Genomic DNA, 14,966 nt, shown 5'->3' with positions numbered 1-14,966 from the left:
TTTTGTCGATCGATTGCCTTTAATCTTTTTTAAGTATATCTATTTTTGGCTAACGCCGCAAGGTTTTAAGCTCTCTTTCCGCCTGGCTGCGTACAGAGGAGGGCCTGTCGACGCTTGCCAGGGATGTGAGCACCCGGACCCCTGCGTCGCTCAGGGGCGGGCCCGAGAAGCGGCAAATGGCGCCTGTGGCATCGGCAATGGCGGCCAGGGCATGTTCATCCCTCAGCGGGGCCGGGGGAAAGACTGCGTTGGAAAAGGCCTGGAGGGCAAGTCCCTCGGGATCGACACCGATCCTGCCAAGAGCTTCGGCCGCGGCGGCTTTGACAAGGGGATCGTTTTCCCGGGTAAAGAGATCCGCTAAAAAGGGGACGGTTTCACGGGAGCCGAAATACGCCAATAGCCTCACTGCCTCGGACCTGTGGCGGACGAACACAGGAGGCCGCGCGCCTGTGCGTGGGGTACCGATGGCGCTGCCTGCTATGTCCATCAGATAGGAGGCGTATTCCCTTTCGTGTTCCCCAATCCGGCCATTCCGTATGGCCTGGCTTATTTCGCGGAGCCTGGGCTCCATGTCCTCTTCGCTGTAGCGGAAATAATCGTCCGCCATAAAGAGGGCCAGGGGCTTGCCAACGCCGTAATCGCCTTCGGGGGCAGGGCCGTAAAGCACCCGCTTCTGGGCCTTCACTCTTTCTTCAAGCCTGTAGGCGTAGAGTATCCAATCGCTTCCTCCGGAATAAAGCACCCCTTCGTCGCCAAAGCTGGGGAGGGCCGCGGATCCCTTTATGCGTATGAGCCAGAGCCGGCGGCCGTCGTCGGTAAAGCCCACAGCCCCGGTTTTGGTGAGGAGATAAATTCCCCTTTCATCCATGCTGATATTCGCTTCGATGCGGGAGCTTGCAAGCTCCTCCGGCGTTATGTGGGTATCCTTGGTCCAGAGTATCTTGCGCTGATCCATGGAGAGGAATGCCAGCTTGCCATCGTTGAGGAGGAGGGCCGCGTTCGCCCCCAGGCTTGCGGAAGCCAGCGGGGCGAAGGGGTAGGGTATGCCCTTGAGGGCTTCCCTCTCGCCGGTATTGGTGTTGAGGAGTTCCATATTGCCTTGAGCATAAAAGAACAATATTGAAACATCATTGCTTTTATTCAGTTTGAGCGTAACAGCCCCGACAGGCGCGGACTCAAGCTTGTCGGAAACAGTGTTGCCAAAGGCGTCCAGGCGGAGGAGTTCGCCGCCGTCGAGAACGAGGAAAAAGCCGCCTGTTTCATCTTTGACGGGCCTAAGGGCTATGGGTTTTTCAAGGTTCCTGCTCCAGAGGGTGTATCCTGAAGCGGTGTAGCAGGTTATGCGTTTTGAGGTGAACACAAAGAGCCTGCCATCCCAGCCGACCAGTACCGGGGCTGCCAGGGTTTCACCCAGGTTGATCTGCCAAAGCTCCCTGCCCGCGCGGTTAAGGGCTATGAGAATTCCGTTGGTTCTGCAGATATAGCTCGTGCCCTCCCGGGAACGGGTTACATAGGGGATGAGCCTGCCCCGGGCAAAATAATTCCAAAGGGGGCGTCCCTGGTAGCTATAGGCTTTGACGTTGCCGCCGTCCAGGGTCATGATCACCGATTCAGCCTGGGCAGCGGGCTGGCCTGTCACGGAGCCGCCCAGGGCTTGCCTCCACCAGGGCGGAGCGTCAAAGGGCGGCGGGTCGGGCGGGAGGCTTTGGGCGCTGATTTTGCTTAGCAGTATGAGCGCCAACAGGGCAGCAGCAAAACTGCGGGACTTTTTACCCCTCATCGCTTCCCCCGTTGCGGCTGAAAACCGAGAGGCTTTCGATGTGGGCGGTCTGGGGATAGAAGTCGTACAATGAAAGCTCCTTTAGTGCATAGCCCCCACGGGCCAGCTCCTTTGAATCCCTGGCCAGGGTGGCCGGATCGCAGGACACATAGGCCAAAAGGGGCGGCCCTTTTTCCGCAAGGTAGCTGCGCATCAAGGCCGAAAGCCCCTGCCTTGGCGGGTCTATCACCATGAAGCCCCAATTCTCCTTATGAAGCCGGGACTTGACCCATGCGTCATCGGAGATGGCGTAGAACCTGCACTCCTGTCCTCTTGCGTTCTCCCTTGCCAATGCAAGGGCAGCCTTGTTCTCTTCAAGCAGGTCCAGGGAAGGGAAGGGCCCGCCCAAAAAATTTGCGAAAGTCCCCACCCCGCAATACATATCCCCCATGGGGAGTTCATGATCAGCCTTTTCCGCAATCGCCTGTAAATCCTCAAGCAGGGTTTCCAGCATTGCCGCATTGCTCTGGAAAAAGACCTGCGCATCCATGAGGATCTCCTTTCCCAAAAGGCTCACTTTGCCCCGGCTTTGGCCGCCTTCGGAAAGGAAAGTTCCGCCCCGGCTGTATACCGTAAAGCGATCCTTCTGCGGGGGCGGCACAATGCGGCCTTCCTTCAGAGCGTTGTTAATGCCCATGTCGGCCACGGGACATTCCTTTAAAGGAAGTATCTCAATGCCCTTCCTTTGCATAAAGCCCAGCTTGCGCCTGTCTTCGGGAAAGCAGTGGAACTGCACCCGGTTCCGGTAGCCAAAAGGCGCCGAAGGCTCGACGCGGATTTTTGGCGCCTCAATCCCCCCGATTCTGGCAAGGCTATCCTTCAATATGGTTTCCTTGGCTTTGATCTGGGCATCGTACGCAAGGTGCTGAAGGGAACAGCCTCCGCAGCGGGCATAGAGAGGGCAGGGGGCATTGACCCGCAGGGGCGAAGGCTCGATTATCTCCTCAAGCTCCGCCTTTATCCAGCCCCGCTTTTCCTCGCTGATCCGCAGCCGGGCCAAGTCGCCCGGAGCTGTCAGTTCCGCAAAAACACTACGCCCCTCATGGCGGGCAAAGCCTGCGCCCCCTGCAGCTATGGCTTCAACCCTGGCTGTTATTGCTTCACCCCGTGCCATATGTATCTTCACTATACCATTATTGCAAGAAAAAATAACAGGGAGTAGAATAAGCCATGGAATGGTTAACTATGGATGACGGGGTCCGTCTCTTTACGCGGCGCTGGGAAACAGCAGCCAATGGCCCCAAAGCTGTGCTTCACATAGTCCACGGCATGTCGGAACATTCCCTCCGTTACGAAAGGCTTGCCAAGAGGCTTGCAGCCGAAGGGATAGAGGTGTGGGCAGCGGACATGCGGGGCTACGGCGGGACCGCTGCCAATAAAAGCAATGATCCCGGAAAGGGCGGCCTCCAGGGCCATTGCGCCGACAAGGACAGCTTTAACCGGGTCACTCAGGATGTTGACATCATCAACAGGGCAATCTTAAAGGAAAGGCCGGGAGTTCCCCTTTTCCTCATGGGCCATTCCTGGGGCTCCTTCATTTCCCAGAATTACATTGAAACCCTGGGCGGAAAGTACCCCGGCGTTGCTGACGCTGTGCGCCTCTCGGGCTGCATGCTTTCAGGAACCCGTGGGCCCGCAGGGGCTGTTTTGGTCTTTGGGCTGCCCTTCATGTCCTTGCTCGCTATTCTCAAAGGAAGCCGCAACGGATCCAAACTGGCAAGGACTCTGGCGGACGGCTCCTACAATAAGCCCTTCAGGCCCAACCGCACAAATTTTGACTGGCTTTCCCGGGACGAAAAAGAAGTGGACGCCTATGTCGATGATCCCCTCTGCGGGAACCTCTGCTCCACAGGCTTTTACCGGGATCTTATGCGGCTCCTTAAACGCATACACCGTCCCGAAGCCCTCCAGGGCATCAGGCAGGATTTGCCAGTGTATGTTTTTTCGGGCAGCTCCGATCCGGTGGGGGAGATGGGCAAAAGCCCTACGGTTTTGGTGAATCTCTACAGGGCATTGGGTATCAAGGATCTGGAATTCGTCCTCTATCCCGATGCCAGGCACGAGACTTTGAATGAGACCAACAGGGAAGAAGTCACCGAGAGCCTTCTTTCGTGGCTTCTGCGCCATTGTGGAAATTCGAATTAAATGTGGAGGCATCTTTGCGATTCAGATATTCCGCAGAAGAAAACGGCAAGCCTGTAAAAATTGCCGAAGTATATACCCAGAACGAGCACGGCATCAATTTTTCGGACGTGGACAGCGAGGCGGTATATGTCATCGAAAGGCTCAGGGCCAATGGCTTTGAGACCTATATTGTGGGCGGCGCCGTCCGTGACTTGATCCTGGGGAAAAAACCCAAGGATTTTGACATAGTCAGCTCCGCAAGCCCTGCAAAGATAAAAAGGATTTTCAGGAATGCCCGCATCATCGGCCACCGTTTCCGGCTGGTGCATGTCTATTTCGGCCCTAAAATTTTCGAGGTTTCCACCTTCCGCTCCCTCAAGGACGGTCCCACAAGCAACACCTTTGGCACTATCGAAGAAGATGTGCAGCGCCGGGACTTCACCCTGAACGCCCTCTTTTACGATCCCTTAAAGCAAATAGTGGTGGATTATGTAGGGGGCATGAAGGATATAAAGGCAAAAAAAATAAAGCCCATTATCCCCTTAACCCATATTTTCACTGACGACCCTGTGCGCATGATCCGGGCGGTAAAATACGGCGCTTCCACAGGCTTCAAGCTTCCCCTTTCCCTTAAATGGAAGATACGGAAACAGTCATCCCTGCTGGAAGCCATTTCCGCCTCAAGGCTCACGGAAGAAATTTTCAAGATACTCCATTCCTCCCAGGCTGCTGCCATAGTTGCAAGCCTCGACTCCATGGGCCTCTACCAGTATCTCCAGCCCAGGGCAGCCGAGCTTTTCAAAGCCAAGGCCGGTTTCCGGGAGCAGTACCTCAAAACCATGAGCACCCTGAACCAGAGGGATTTCAGGAACCTCCCCGGCGAGGCCCTGGCAAGCCTTGTGCGAGACTACCTCGAGGAAAACGCCGACTGGGACGGAGAGGAAGGCGGCCAGACCGTAAATCCCCCTTCGGAGCGTTACAAGGAAGCTTTTGCCCTTGCCCGCCAATTCGTCCTCCCCATGAACCCGCCCCGCATGGAGCTTGATCACGGCGTGCGCCTCCTCTTTGCCGAGCACGGGGTAACCATCAAAAAATCCCGCTTCACCGAGAGAGGCGGAAGGCGCGGCCCGGAGAGTCCCGCGCCGGAGTCAACAGAGGCGGAAGGAGATGCTCCGCCCTCAACGGACGACCAAGCCCCGAAGCGAAAGCGGAGACGAAGGCATAAACCGCGAAAAGAGACACCCGAGAGCCAGGAATGAGGCCTTGTTTGAAGCCTATACAGCGTTTACCGAATGCCATGTAGAAGGCGGCATGTCTCGGGTTGTTGATCTAGTAAAATTACGATTTTTTCCAAATTCACAAAAAAACGCAGCAAAAAACGAAGTGCCACGCATCCTGATGCCATATACAGTATAGAAACATACATCCACAGGAGGCGCCATGGAGACAGCACATCTTTTCGACCTTGTATTCAAAAAACTCATTACCTCTTCTCCCAGGGGCGTGATCTATCTTATCAATGCCCTCTTCAATACCACTTTCCCCCTCGACAGCCCCGTGGAATATCTCAGCACCGAGCACATTGGCGAAGATCTCGGTCTCCGCCGCTCAGATACCATGATCAAAATCAACAATTCCCATACCTATAACCTTGAGGCCCAGACTAAAAAAGGCAGGGAAATGGTCGTCCGGGTTTTTGAATACGGCTTTATGCAGGCAAGGGATAACCAGATTTTGACAAAAGAAAAAATCCGCCTGGCCTTCCCCATGCCTAAAATCATCTATCTAGACGCAAGGGGAAAAATCCCCGATACGGTAACGCTGGAACTAAAATTCCCTGACGACAGCATTCACGAGTACAAGGTAGGCACATTCAAGATCCACGACCATGCCGGAATCCTCGAAAACAAGGACATCAATGCGATACAATCCCTTATGGAAAGACTGGTCAGGGAACTCTATGCAGGCTATACTGAAATGGAAGGAGTGGACACTATGCTGGTGACAGAAATCAAGACTTACGCCGAAGAGCTGGAAGAGAAAATTGCAGAGCGGGAATGGCAGAACAAGCTCGACTCGGCCCGAAGCTTAAAAGCCATGGACGTTCCTGTTGACAAGATCGTTAAGGCCCTAGGCCTCTCCCTCGAAGTCGTCGAAAAACTCTAGGCGCGGCATCTATCGGCGTATTGGGGCAAGAAGCAGTCGAACCCTGGATATAAGCGCTTTGCAATACAATAATCTGTCACTCATCCGCGCGGTCAATTTTATTTAAGCCTGTTTATCAATTCCTCTGCCCTGGCTTTGTACCTGTTGGGATCAACTGACGCGGCGCGCTGGAGCCATGCTATGGCGTCGGCGTTGCGGCCTGCGGAGACGGCGTTGACGCCCAGGGCGTAGGAGACCAGGGCTTCGTCGGCGCCGTATTTAAGGCTGGACTGGTAGAATTCGTCGGCCATGTCGTAGTTTTTTTCTTCGTAGTAGATGAGGCCCAGGTAGTAATAGGGGGCATAGTGGGTGGACCGCTGATCGAGGGCGCTGAGGAAACAGAGTTCGGCGGTCATGGAGTCGTGGGCGGTGTAGGCTTTGCGGCCGTCTTCCATGAGCTCCGCGAAGGTACGGCGCCCATTGAGGTAGGACTGGTAATCGCCTGCCATTGCATCCGGGGCAATCCAGAGGCCTACGCGGTTTATTACGATTTGGCTGTTGTCGGAGGCTGTCGCAGTTGGTGAAAGGAGCAGAAAGCTTTCTACCAAGGTGCGGAAATAGTCTTCTTTGCCATTATTGAGGAAAAAAGACACCAGGGCCCAGGAGCATATTTGAAAATTGGGCGGCACATTTCCGCTGTCCGCCTGCATGAGCGCCTGAAGGCCGGGGGCATTTTTGCCCAGGTTCTTTACAGGCTCCAAATAGGCAAGGTTTTCTTCATAAGTCAGGGCCGAGGCTGCGGGATCGAATTTGAGGCCCGAAAAATAAATGGCAAAGCCTTCCCGTATCCAGGCCGGCGGGTTGGCAATAAAGCCCCGCAAAAACTGGGTGAAAGCCTGATGCCCCAGCATGGAGGCTTCTTCGCTCGCACCCTTGCATACCAGGAGCTCGCGCCTCTCGCTCTGGTTGTAGTGGAGGTACACGGCTCCGGGGCGGCTCTGGCCCACCCGGGCTGTCACATAGGAGTCGTATGCATTCTTGTCCACAAAAACCCGCACCTTGAGGGGGACGGCCAGGGCAGCAGGGCTAAAACGGAAAAGCCTGTTATACACATCGAATCGCAGTTCCAGTTCTGTAGAGAGGGATTGGGCTGCGCTTTCGGCACCTTCTTCGATGCTGATCTCGTAATGGGATGTACGCAAAGGGCTTGAACTATCTGCGGATTGGGAAAAGGCCGAGGCAATTAAGACCAATAAAAATGCCGAAAGGCTGACGCATTTTTTCATATCTACTCCTGTTACTGGATGATCTTATCAATAATAATATTCACTTCTTCGATCAAGATGCCTGTGTAGCGTTCGATGTTGTCGATGATGTACTGCTGCAGCTCGTGAATGTTTCCGCCCAGCTGGGTGCCGTAAGGCACATCAATGGTTATCACAAGCCTGTAGCCCCGGTCGTCATCGCGGACAAGCATTTTTTTGATTCTGATATCGGGGTTGTTTTCGGCTACACAGTGGATAACCATCTGGCTTAAGGCAGCCTCGGAGATGATCACTTTTCCCCGCTTTGAGTATTCCGGGCGCACTACGGATTTTTCGTGCACTTTGGGAATGGGGCCGATGCCCGGCCCCCTGGGATTGGGGCGGCGCTTGAAGATCTTGATGGCATCGTAGAAAATTTGGGGGTAGCTCCGCTTTATTTCGATGGAGGGAACGGGGATCACATGCTTGCCTTCGATGCGCCTGGTGCGTATGGCCTTTTCAATCTCATCCTGGGTCGCAATGTCCTCTATTTTGATGATCTTGGAAGGCGGGGGCAGCTGGAGGCGGGCGGCAATCTTGTTCACCATTTTTTCCGAGGTTCCAAGGATGAGGATTTTTTTGGTTTTTTCCCCCTGCAGCTTTTTTGCCACTTCGTCCCTATGGTGTTTTTCGTCAAAAAGGGCCACTTTTACGGCAGCCATGAAGGTTTTTTCCTTCTTTGCGGAGTGCCCTGCCAGAATGCGGTTGTCCTTGATAAGGAGGCCGTCATCTATGATTAAATCTATCCCGTACTTTTGGGCTACGAGTATTGCCCGGAAGCTCTTGCCAGTTCCGCTTTCTCCGGTGAGGGCATATACTTTAATCCTTCTCAGGGCAGAGAGGAAATCGAAGAACATGCTATATATTATAAAGAGGAATAGGTTAATATAATAGTATCTTATAGAGGAGAGTCTTCATGCATTCCCTGATCATTTTTGGAGCTTCCGGCGATTTAACCAGCCGCAAGCTGATTCCCGCATTATATAAGCTCTTTCTCAAGAAGCGGCTGCCGTCCATCAATATTGTCGGGTTTTCCCGGACCTCCATGGACGACAACGCATGGCGGGGTAAATTAGCCGAGACCACCCGGCGCTTTGCTGCGGATGTTTTTTCCGAAGAATCCTGGAATGCCTTTGCCCTTCTGATCCATTACCATGCAGGGGATATAGCAAAAAGCGAATCCTTTGCATCCCTGGATTCATATCTTGGCGTACTGGAACAGGCAGCTGGAGAAGCGGATGAATCGAACCGGCTTTATTATCTTGCCACAGCGCCCCAGTTTTACGAAGCTGCAGCGGAGCAGCTAGGCGCCGCCGGGCTTGCTGCAGAGTCGCCGGGGAAATCGCGGCGGGTGGTAATTGAGAAGCCCTTTGGCACGGATCTGGTTTCTGCCCGGCATTTGAATGAGGTCATCCACCGTAATTTCGACGAATCCCAAATTTACCGGATCGACCATTACCTTGGCAAAGAAACAGTGAACAATATGCTGGTGCTGCGTTTTGCCAATGCGATTTTTGAACCAATCTGGAACCGCAATTATATCAGCGATATTCAGATTACAGCCAACGAAGATATACTGATAGGTCGGCGCTCCTTGTATTACGAAAAGGCGGGGATATTGCGGGATATGTTTCAAAATCACCTGCTGCAGATCCTGACCTTTACAGCCATGGAACCCCCGGCCCGGTTTGACGCAAAGGCGATCCGGGACGAAAAGGTGAAGGTGCTGCAATCCATTCGGGCAATGGCGGAGAAGGAGGCCCCCCTTAATTCCATACGGGGCCAATACCGGAGCTACCGTGACGAAGAGGGGGTGGCCAAAGGAAGCCAGACAGCCACCTACGGAGCGGTCCGGCTGTTCATCGATAACTGGCGCTGGAAGGATGTCCCGATTTTCCTCCGCAGCGGCAAGGGCATGTCCTGCATGTCCACCCAGGTGGTCATTAATTTCAGGCAGCCCCCCCACAGCATGTTTAAGGAATTTTCAAACTCCGTTCCTGAAGGGAATCGCCTGCTCTTGCAGCTTCAGCCGGCAGAAGGAATCCAAATTCACTTTATGACGAAAATCCCCGATACAGACATGAAAATCCGCATGTCGGAGCTTAACTTCAATTTCAAGAACAGTTTTTCCGGGGTCATGCCCGATTCCTATGAGCGGCTGCTTCTGGACGCCCTCCACGGCGATGCGTCCCTTTTTGCCCGGAGCGACGAAGTCGAAGCGGCATGGCGCATAATCGATCCGATCCAGAAAGCCTGGGACAGCGGCATTATGCAGGACCCTGAATTTTATGAAACCGGATCGACCGGCCCGGTCCAGGCAGATCGTTGGATAGAATCCTTTGGGCAGAAGTGGTTCGATCTCTGCCCCATTGTTTAGCAATGCCGTCATGTCATGCTGCATATTGACAAAAGCCAATATTATCATAGAATAAAAACGATTTGGGGGCAAAATGAATTTCAGAAAATTCAATTACTGGACCATAGAATTAAAAGACAACAAGGTCGAAATAGAGAAAAACAAGGCCATCGATATTTTAAGGAATATTTCAAAGTACATCCCTTACCTGAACGACTTTTCAATCTATCAGGAAAATAAAATTGAAAAATATTCATTACGGACTTACGGGAATCTGGCCAAAGTGGTAATATCGTCCGAATCGCTGGATTTTAACTTTTACAATGATGTTGAGAATATCCGGGAGTGGTTTGAATTTCCCGAGATAGTGTTTTCCATAATCGAAAATTCAGAGCTGGTTGATCCCCTGTATGTGAATTACGTGAAAAGGGCAATTTCCGATGTCTTTACCACCAAAATAAACCACGGCCAAATAATGAACGAAATATTTTGCAAAAACAATGTTTTTAGCAATATCATCAAGGATAAAAAACTGTTGGGGTTTTACCCGGAATTTACCATATTGCTGAACAAGCAAAACCAGGTCTACAATACCATAAATTTCAGATCCGACAGTTCCTTCATTGAGGATATGGAGAATCAATACCGCTCCCCTGAGCAGCTGCTGTTGTTCTTCGATGTTATAAAATCCAGGGGCTTTAACCCTGATTCAAAATTCACTGAAATATTCAAAATGTTCGATCCTTATTTTGAAAATGAATATTATGACAGCTTTATAGATTATATGGAAAGGCCAATATATAAATTTATAGAAGCCAACGATTTATAGGAAACCCAATGAAATTGCCTCATTTGGCTGTGCTGTTTTTGGGCTTTTTAGGCATTTTCCCCCTTTCATGCAACAGCGCCAAAAATACGCAAAACACACGGGAAGAGGAGCGTATATGGGATACCGTAAAAATCTGCTCCTTCAATATACAGATATTCGGCGTTTCAAAAATGGCAAAGAGTGAAGTCGCGGGAATGCTCGCCCAAATTGTTTCAGGCATGGATATTGTCGCAGTGCAGGAAGTGCGTTCGGTTTCCATAGAGCCAGTGGAACAATTCATGGCCCTCTTGCCTGAACGGTACTCCTATGTCCTTGGGCCCAGGGAAGGGCGCTCCGGTTCCAAGGAGCAATACTGGGTAATATACGATGCCGAAAAATTCACCCTCCTTGGGGCAGCCCAGTACCCTGATCATGACGATGTCTTCGAGCGCAATCCCCTGGGCGTGTACCTTCAAAGCCCAAAGGGCTTTGATTTTATCCTTATCGATAACCATTTGCAGCCGGGAGGGGCAAAAAAAGAAATCGAAGCCCTGCCTGCAATTGTTTCTTACTTCAGGGATTACTGGGGCGAAGAAGATGTACTCGTGATGGGCGATTTCAATGCCGACGGCTCTTACTACAATGAATCGGCCCTGGAAGCGGTATTCCCGGTCGAAGCATACGAAATCGTCATTACCAACGATTTTGACACCACCGTTGCCGCAAGCGACAATACCTACGACCGCTTCATCATCACCGACAGCGCAAGGGAAGATTTTACCGGCAATCGGGGAGTGCTGCGTTTCGACGAGGAATTCGACTTTTCCCTCTACAGCATAAAACCCCTGGATGTAAGCGATCATTACCCCATCTGGGCGGAGTTCTACACTGAGAGGGATACGGATTAATTTTTAATTTGCCAGTGATCTACTCACTTGCCCGTAAGCTTGTCCAGAAATTCCCTGACTTCTTCGCGGTTTACGCCTACGCCGCCTTTGGCGTCCAGGACGGGGAGGGTTCCGCCGGATGCTGTTTCAAGGGCCCTGAAGGCGGGCACATACCAGACGCCTTTTTTCTCGTAGGCCAGGTCGTTGTTTTCTTCGACCTTTGGGGCGTATTTGCCTGATTTGAGGATAGCCAGAAATTTCGGGCTGTCCAGAACATTCTTGAGGATGGCTGCCAGCACTTCGGGCTTTTCGACATCCTGCCGTTCCGCGGCGACTGCCTGGAACATGGCTGCGAAAAATGCCTTCATATCGGCGCCAAGTTCCTGGGCTACGTAATAGCTCTGGACGCAGAGATCCGTGTGGGGGGGATGATCCTCGGGCCTGGGGTGGGATTCCACAGGCCGCCATTCAATTTCTATGCCCTTGTAATTGGGCAGGAGTTCCGTAAGGGTTTCGTAGCCCCTCTTGCAGAAGGGACATTCATAATCGTAAAAGATTTGGAATTTGGACATCTAAAGATTCCCCTTAATTTATAGTTTTGAACCAAGTCAATTCAGTATAGCTTTTTTCCAGGTTTTGCAATACCTCTTTCCCAAAGAGCCCGCTGATTTCACGGCGAAAGTTTTCCGGCAGGGGCGCCCGGATGCGCTGCAGATTGAATTCCAGGACCCAGGCATGGAGGAAGAAGCCCCGGCAATCCGGGAGGGGTTTGGCGCCGTATTTTTTGTCCCCCGAAAGGGGGTGTCCATGTGCTGCAGCCTGGGCGCGTATCTGGTGGGTGCGGCCGGTTTCAATTTCCGCAAGGACAAGGGTATGGCTTTGGGAAGCGGCGACGGGGGTAATCGCGGTGAGGGCTTTTTGGGATTTTTCCGTGCTTTCGTCCCGGACAAAAGTTTTCTTTTCATCTTTGTCCCTTGTTAAATTGTCTTCCCAAATTATGGGGGCGTCAATATTTTCAAAAAGGCCGTCCACTATGGCGAGGTAAAGCTTTCTGATTTTTCTGTCCCTCACAAGGGCGCTGAAATTCCGGGCCCCTTCGAGGTTCGTGGAAAAAGCGATAACCCCGCTCGAAGGCTTGTCAAGGCGGTGGAGGGGGCCGGGCTTAAAGGAGAGGGAAGGGGGGAGCTTGGGCATGAGGTAGGAAAGCACTTGTTCTTCAAGGCTGTCTTCCCCATGGGCGGCAAGGCCCGCAGGCTTGTTGAGTATGAGGAGGCCGTCATGTTCGTAGAGTATATCAAGGGCAGATTCAGAAGAGTGCATTGCTGCACGGGGTTTTTCCCGATTTGCCCCCTTGGCATCATCACCATTATCGAGGCCCTGTATGCTGATAGTTTCGCCGGAGTTCACACGGGTTTCGGGGCGGGCCTTCTTTCCATTTACCTGCACCTTGCCTTTGCGCAATAGCTTGTGCAGGGCAGAAAGGGGCAGATTGGGCAGGGCTTTGCGGAGTATGCGGTCAAGGCGGCGGCCGTCGTCGTCGTCGGCGGCAATAAGGCTAAGGGCCATATCCTATTCTACCGGGCTGGAGGCTTGACAAATAGCCCTATCCTGGTAAAACCTTATATAATGTCTTTCCTTATGTCCTTGAAAGCCATGTCCTTAAAGGCTTTTATTGAAAATCCAATTGTTTTATCCTCCCTTACCAGCTGGGTGATGGCCCAGATCGTCAAGGCCCTGGTAGTGCTTTTGGGCAGCCGGAAAAAATCGCCCCGTGAGCTTGTTGAAACCATCATCTGGCGCACCGGAGGCATGCCTTCGAGCCATGCGGCGGTGGTTTGCTCCATGGCGACCGCTGTAGGTGTATACGATGGAATCGGTTCGAACCTTTTTGCAGTGTGTTTTTTCTTTGCCATGGTGGCCATGAGGGACGCCATGGGGGTGCGGCGTTCATCCGGGCTGCAGGCCCGCGCCCTCAACCTTCTGGGCAGGCTTACGTCCGATCGCCTTGGCTTTGAATACGACCCTGTCAAGGAAATTCAGGGCCATTCGCCCCTGGAAGTCGTAATCGGCGCCCTGCTGGGTATTTTTATAGCCGCAGCCTTTGCCTGGTTATAGGTTCCCTGTGAGATCCCGCCCCAGTTTTTCCGTTTTTGCCCTGGCGATGATTTTGGGGTTTCTGGTTTTGCGTCTTTTTATGCATGCCGTGCCCCTTGAGTCAGGAAAAGGGTATGCCATCCTGTCGGTGGACGCTGCCCAGGACGACCGCAAAATAGGGGATCTGCTCTCCAAAGCAGGAATGGACTATCAGTCTGAATCCACAGAAGGCTTCTATATCAATGATTTCAGCGGCCTGAAATGGCTGCCCCTGGATACGTACAGGGAAGGGCTTGAAAGCTTCGATCCCCGTGATGACGGCTATGGGGAAAAATTGAAAAGCTTTTTCGTTTTCGAGGGGAAACGACGCTTCTTTGTGCCCCTTGAAGATACCGGGAACCAGCGCAGCGTAGAAAAGGGATTCCGTTTGGCAATGGGAGATATCCCTTTCTCCCTTGAAATTCTGGGAAGTTCCAGGCCGATTTTAAATTACTTCGCTATAATGGCGGCCGCTTGCGGCGCTGCTTTGATTCTTTCCAGGGGAAAATGGCTCATGGCCCTTGAAATACCCGTTCTCCTGGCATTTTCCTGGGCTGGGGTTCCCGGTTTTGTCCTGGCCGGGGTTCTGGTAGGACTCAGGGGGCTTCTTAGGGAAGCTCTGGGCGAGTTTTTCTCCCTCAGGAGCTACGGGGCTTTAGGGGACAGGCTAAAACCCTATAAAATCAATTTCATCATAAGCCTTTTTTTCCTTGTCCTTTATGGAATCATCATAAAAATAAACGCCCTGCCCCTGGCACCCGCCCTGGCAGGCCCTGCCTCTCTTTTTGGGTTGGGCCTTTTCGCGCTGGCGGATCAGAGGCGCAGGAGCCGAAGCGCCGCCCATATCAGGTTTGCGCCAATCCCTATCATCCTGAAATTCGCAAAACCTCCGGTTTTTCAGCCTTCTGTGATGGTTTTTGCGGCAGCGGCTATTTTTGCCTTGGTATACCCTGTTTTTTTTACCGGTCTTTCGGCAAAGGGCGAAAGCCAGACGGAGCTTTCCAGCCTTGTTTTGCCGGAAGAGTATGCCCGTCATATGGATTTCGAGGCTGCCTTTTCCCTCCTTCCTCTGGATCGGGGCGGATCGGGGGAATATTTCCGCTATAAGCTGGGGGACGATGGGCTTATCGCCACTGCGGAGGCTGCTTTGCCTATGAATATGCCGGAGATGCAAGGGGAGGCGCTCCCCGCCTATCCGCTGGAAAAGCTTGCGGATTTTCTGATACACTTTGAAGGCAAAGCAGTGCCAACACCGGGAGCGCAGCTAAAGGATTGGGTTTCAGTGTTTTTGATAATGATAGCCAGTTTCCCCATCAGGTTCCCGAAGGAAAGCCTGGAAGGCAAGAAGAAAAAACCCAGCTTCCTGCGGGACAGGCGGATCGCTGCATGA

14 protein-coding genes are annotated in these 14,966 nt (G+C 52.6%); 8 read left to right on the top strand and 6 right to left on the bottom strand.

What is annotated here, in order from left to right:
- Positions 1 to 49: 49 nt before the first annotated feature.
- Together TREAZ_RS09660 and TREAZ_RS09655 are read right to left on the bottom strand one after the other, a co-directional pair.
- Positions 50 to 1,780 (bottom strand): outer membrane protein assembly factor BamB family protein, encoded by a 1,731-nt coding sequence (locus tag TREAZ_RS09660; RefSeq protein WP_015711657.1) that lies wholly within the window; start codon positions 1,778 to 1,780, stop codon positions 50 to 52.
- Complete coding sequence (locus tag TREAZ_RS09655; RefSeq protein ID WP_015711656.1) at positions 1,770 to 2,933, bottom strand: class I SAM-dependent RNA methyltransferase; 1,164 nt, start codon at positions 2,931 to 2,933, stop codon at positions 1,770 to 1,772. The genes TREAZ_RS09660 and TREAZ_RS09655 overlap by 11 nt, the downstream gene beginning before the upstream one ends.
- 56 nt (positions 2,934 to 2,989) lie before the next feature.
- Between TREAZ_RS09655 and TREAZ_RS09650 the strand changes: the two genes are divergently transcribed.
- The 3 genes from TREAZ_RS09650 to TREAZ_RS09640 all read left to right on the top strand — a co-directional run bounded on the left by TREAZ_RS09650 (position 2,990) and on the right by TREAZ_RS09640 (position 6,109).
- Positions 2,990 to 3,964 carry an alpha/beta hydrolase gene (locus TREAZ_RS09650; RefSeq protein ID WP_043923028.1) on the top strand — a complete coding sequence of 325 codons (975 nt, stop codon included), beginning with the start codon at positions 2,990 to 2,992 and terminating at the stop codon, positions 3,962 to 3,964.
- 14 nt (positions 3,965 to 3,978) lie between these two features.
- Positions 3,979 to 5,202 carry a polynucleotide adenylyltransferase PcnB gene (pcnB, locus tag TREAZ_RS09645; protein ID WP_015711654.1) on the top strand — a complete coding sequence of 408 codons (1,224 nt, stop codon included), beginning with the start codon at positions 3,979 to 3,981 and terminating at the stop codon, positions 5,200 to 5,202.
- Between the two features lie 181 nt (positions 5,203 to 5,383).
- A complete protein-coding gene (locus TREAZ_RS09640; protein WP_015711652.1) occupies positions 5,384 to 6,109 on the top strand; it encodes a hypothetical protein in 726 nt (241 codons plus the stop codon).
- Positions 6,110 to 6,207: 98 nt separating this feature from the next.
- Here TREAZ_RS09640 and TREAZ_RS09635 read toward each other — a convergent pair whose 3' ends face one another.
- Positions 6,208 to 7,374: a tetratricopeptide repeat protein gene (locus tag TREAZ_RS09635; RefSeq protein ID WP_015711651.1), complete on the bottom strand. Its 1,167-nt coding sequence runs from the start codon at positions 7,372 to 7,374 to the stop codon at positions 6,208 to 6,210.
- Positions 7,375 to 7,385: 11 nt separating this feature from the next.
- Positions 7,386 to 8,249, bottom strand: a complete 864-nt coding sequence (locus TREAZ_RS09630) for a hypothetical protein (RefSeq protein ID WP_015711650.1) — start codon at positions 8,247 to 8,249, stop codon at positions 7,386 to 7,388.
- 59 nt (positions 8,250 to 8,308) lie between these two features.
- On the opposite strand from TREAZ_RS09630, the gene zwf reads away from it, so the two are divergent.
- The 3 genes from zwf (at position 8,309) to TREAZ_RS09615 (ending at position 11,464) form a co-directional block, all read left to right on the top strand.
- Positions 8,309 to 9,769 (top strand): glucose-6-phosphate dehydrogenase, encoded by a 1,461-nt coding sequence (gene zwf, locus TREAZ_RS09625; protein ID WP_015711649.1) that lies wholly within the window; start codon positions 8,309 to 8,311, stop codon positions 9,767 to 9,769.
- A gap of 73 nt (positions 9,770 to 9,842) precedes the next feature.
- Positions 9,843 to 10,577: a hypothetical protein gene (locus tag TREAZ_RS09620; protein ID WP_015711648.1), complete on the top strand. Its 735-nt coding sequence runs from the start codon at positions 9,843 to 9,845 to the stop codon at positions 10,575 to 10,577.
- A gap of 8 nt (positions 10,578 to 10,585) precedes the next feature.
- Entirely contained in the window at positions 10,586 to 11,464 is an 879-nt protein-coding gene (locus TREAZ_RS09615; protein WP_015711647.1) for an endonuclease/exonuclease/phosphatase family protein, read from the top strand.
- Positions 11,465 to 11,487: 23 nt separating this feature from the next.
- Here the strand turns inward: TREAZ_RS09615 and TREAZ_RS09610 are convergent, their stop codons facing one another.
- Both TREAZ_RS09610 and TREAZ_RS09605 read right to left on the bottom strand, forming a co-directional pair.
- Entirely contained in the window at positions 11,488 to 12,015 is a 528-nt protein-coding gene (locus tag TREAZ_RS09610) for a DsbA family oxidoreductase (protein WP_015711646.1), read from the bottom strand.
- Positions 12,016 to 12,028: 13 nt separating this feature from the next.
- Entirely contained in the window at positions 12,029 to 13,009 is a 981-nt protein-coding gene (locus TREAZ_RS09605) for an RluA family pseudouridine synthase (RefSeq protein WP_015711645.1), read from the bottom strand.
- A gap of 72 nt (positions 13,010 to 13,081) precedes the next feature.
- On the opposite strand from TREAZ_RS09605, the gene TREAZ_RS09600 reads away from it, so the two are divergent.
- Positions 13,082 to 13,558, top strand: coding sequence for a divergent PAP2 family protein (locus TREAZ_RS09600; protein WP_043923434.1), 477 nt, complete (start codon positions 13,082 to 13,084; stop codon positions 13,556 to 13,558).
- A 7-nt stretch (positions 13,559 to 13,565) separates the two neighbouring features.
- Positions 13,566 to 14,966, top strand: coding sequence for a hypothetical protein (locus tag TREAZ_RS09595; RefSeq protein ID WP_015711643.1), 1,401 nt, complete (start codon positions 13,566 to 13,568; stop codon positions 14,964 to 14,966).

Origin of the sequence: Leadbettera azotonutricia ZAS-9 (assembly GCF_000214355.1) — a bacterium.
In the GTDB taxonomy this organism is placed as follows: Bacteria; Spirochaetota; Spirochaetia; order Treponematales; family Breznakiellaceae; genus Leadbettera; species Leadbettera azotonutricia.
Note: the sequence above shows the minus strand (reverse complement) of the source record. Positions and strands in the feature narration are given on the sequence as shown.

Excerpts from the sequence above, each read along its gene's own strand:
- TREAZ_RS09660 (WP_015711657.1), bottom strand. The coding sequence starts at position 1,780 with ATGAGGGGTAAAAAGTCCCGCAGTTTTGCTGCTGCCCTGTTGGCGCTC.
- TREAZ_RS09655 (WP_015711656.1), bottom strand. The coding sequence starts at position 2,933 with ATGGCACGGGGTGAAGCAATAACAGCCAGGGTTGAAGCCATAGCTGCA.
- TREAZ_RS09650 (WP_043923028.1), top strand. The coding sequence starts at position 2,990 with ATGGAATGGTTAACTATGGATGACGGGGTCCGTCTCTTTACGCGGCGC.
- TREAZ_RS09640 (WP_015711652.1), top strand. The coding sequence starts at position 5,384 with ATGGAGACAGCACATCTTTTCGACCTTGTATTCAAAAAACTCATTACC.
- TREAZ_RS09635 (WP_015711651.1), bottom strand. The coding sequence starts at position 7,374 with ATGAAAAAATGCGTCAGCCTTTCGGCATTTTTATTGGTCTTAATTGCC.
- TREAZ_RS09630 (WP_015711650.1), bottom strand. The coding sequence starts at position 8,249 with ATGTTCTTCGATTTCCTCTCTGCCCTGAGAAGGATTAAAGTATATGCC.
- zwf (WP_015711649.1), top strand. The coding sequence starts at position 8,309 with ATGCATTCCCTGATCATTTTTGGAGCTTCCGGCGATTTAACCAGCCGC.
- TREAZ_RS09620 (WP_015711648.1), top strand. The coding sequence starts at position 9,843 with ATGAATTTCAGAAAATTCAATTACTGGACCATAGAATTAAAAGACAAC.
- TREAZ_RS09615 (WP_015711647.1), top strand. The coding sequence starts at position 10,586 with ATGAAATTGCCTCATTTGGCTGTGCTGTTTTTGGGCTTTTTAGGCATT.
- TREAZ_RS09610 (WP_015711646.1), bottom strand. The coding sequence starts at position 12,015 with ATGTCCAAATTCCAAATCTTTTACGATTATGAATGTCCCTTCTGCAAG.
- TREAZ_RS09605 (WP_015711645.1), bottom strand. The coding sequence starts at position 13,009 with ATGGCCCTTAGCCTTATTGCCGCCGACGACGACGACGGCCGCCGCCTT.
- TREAZ_RS09600 (WP_043923434.1), top strand. The coding sequence starts at position 13,082 with ATGTCCTTGAAAGCCATGTCCTTAAAGGCTTTTATTGAAAATCCAATT.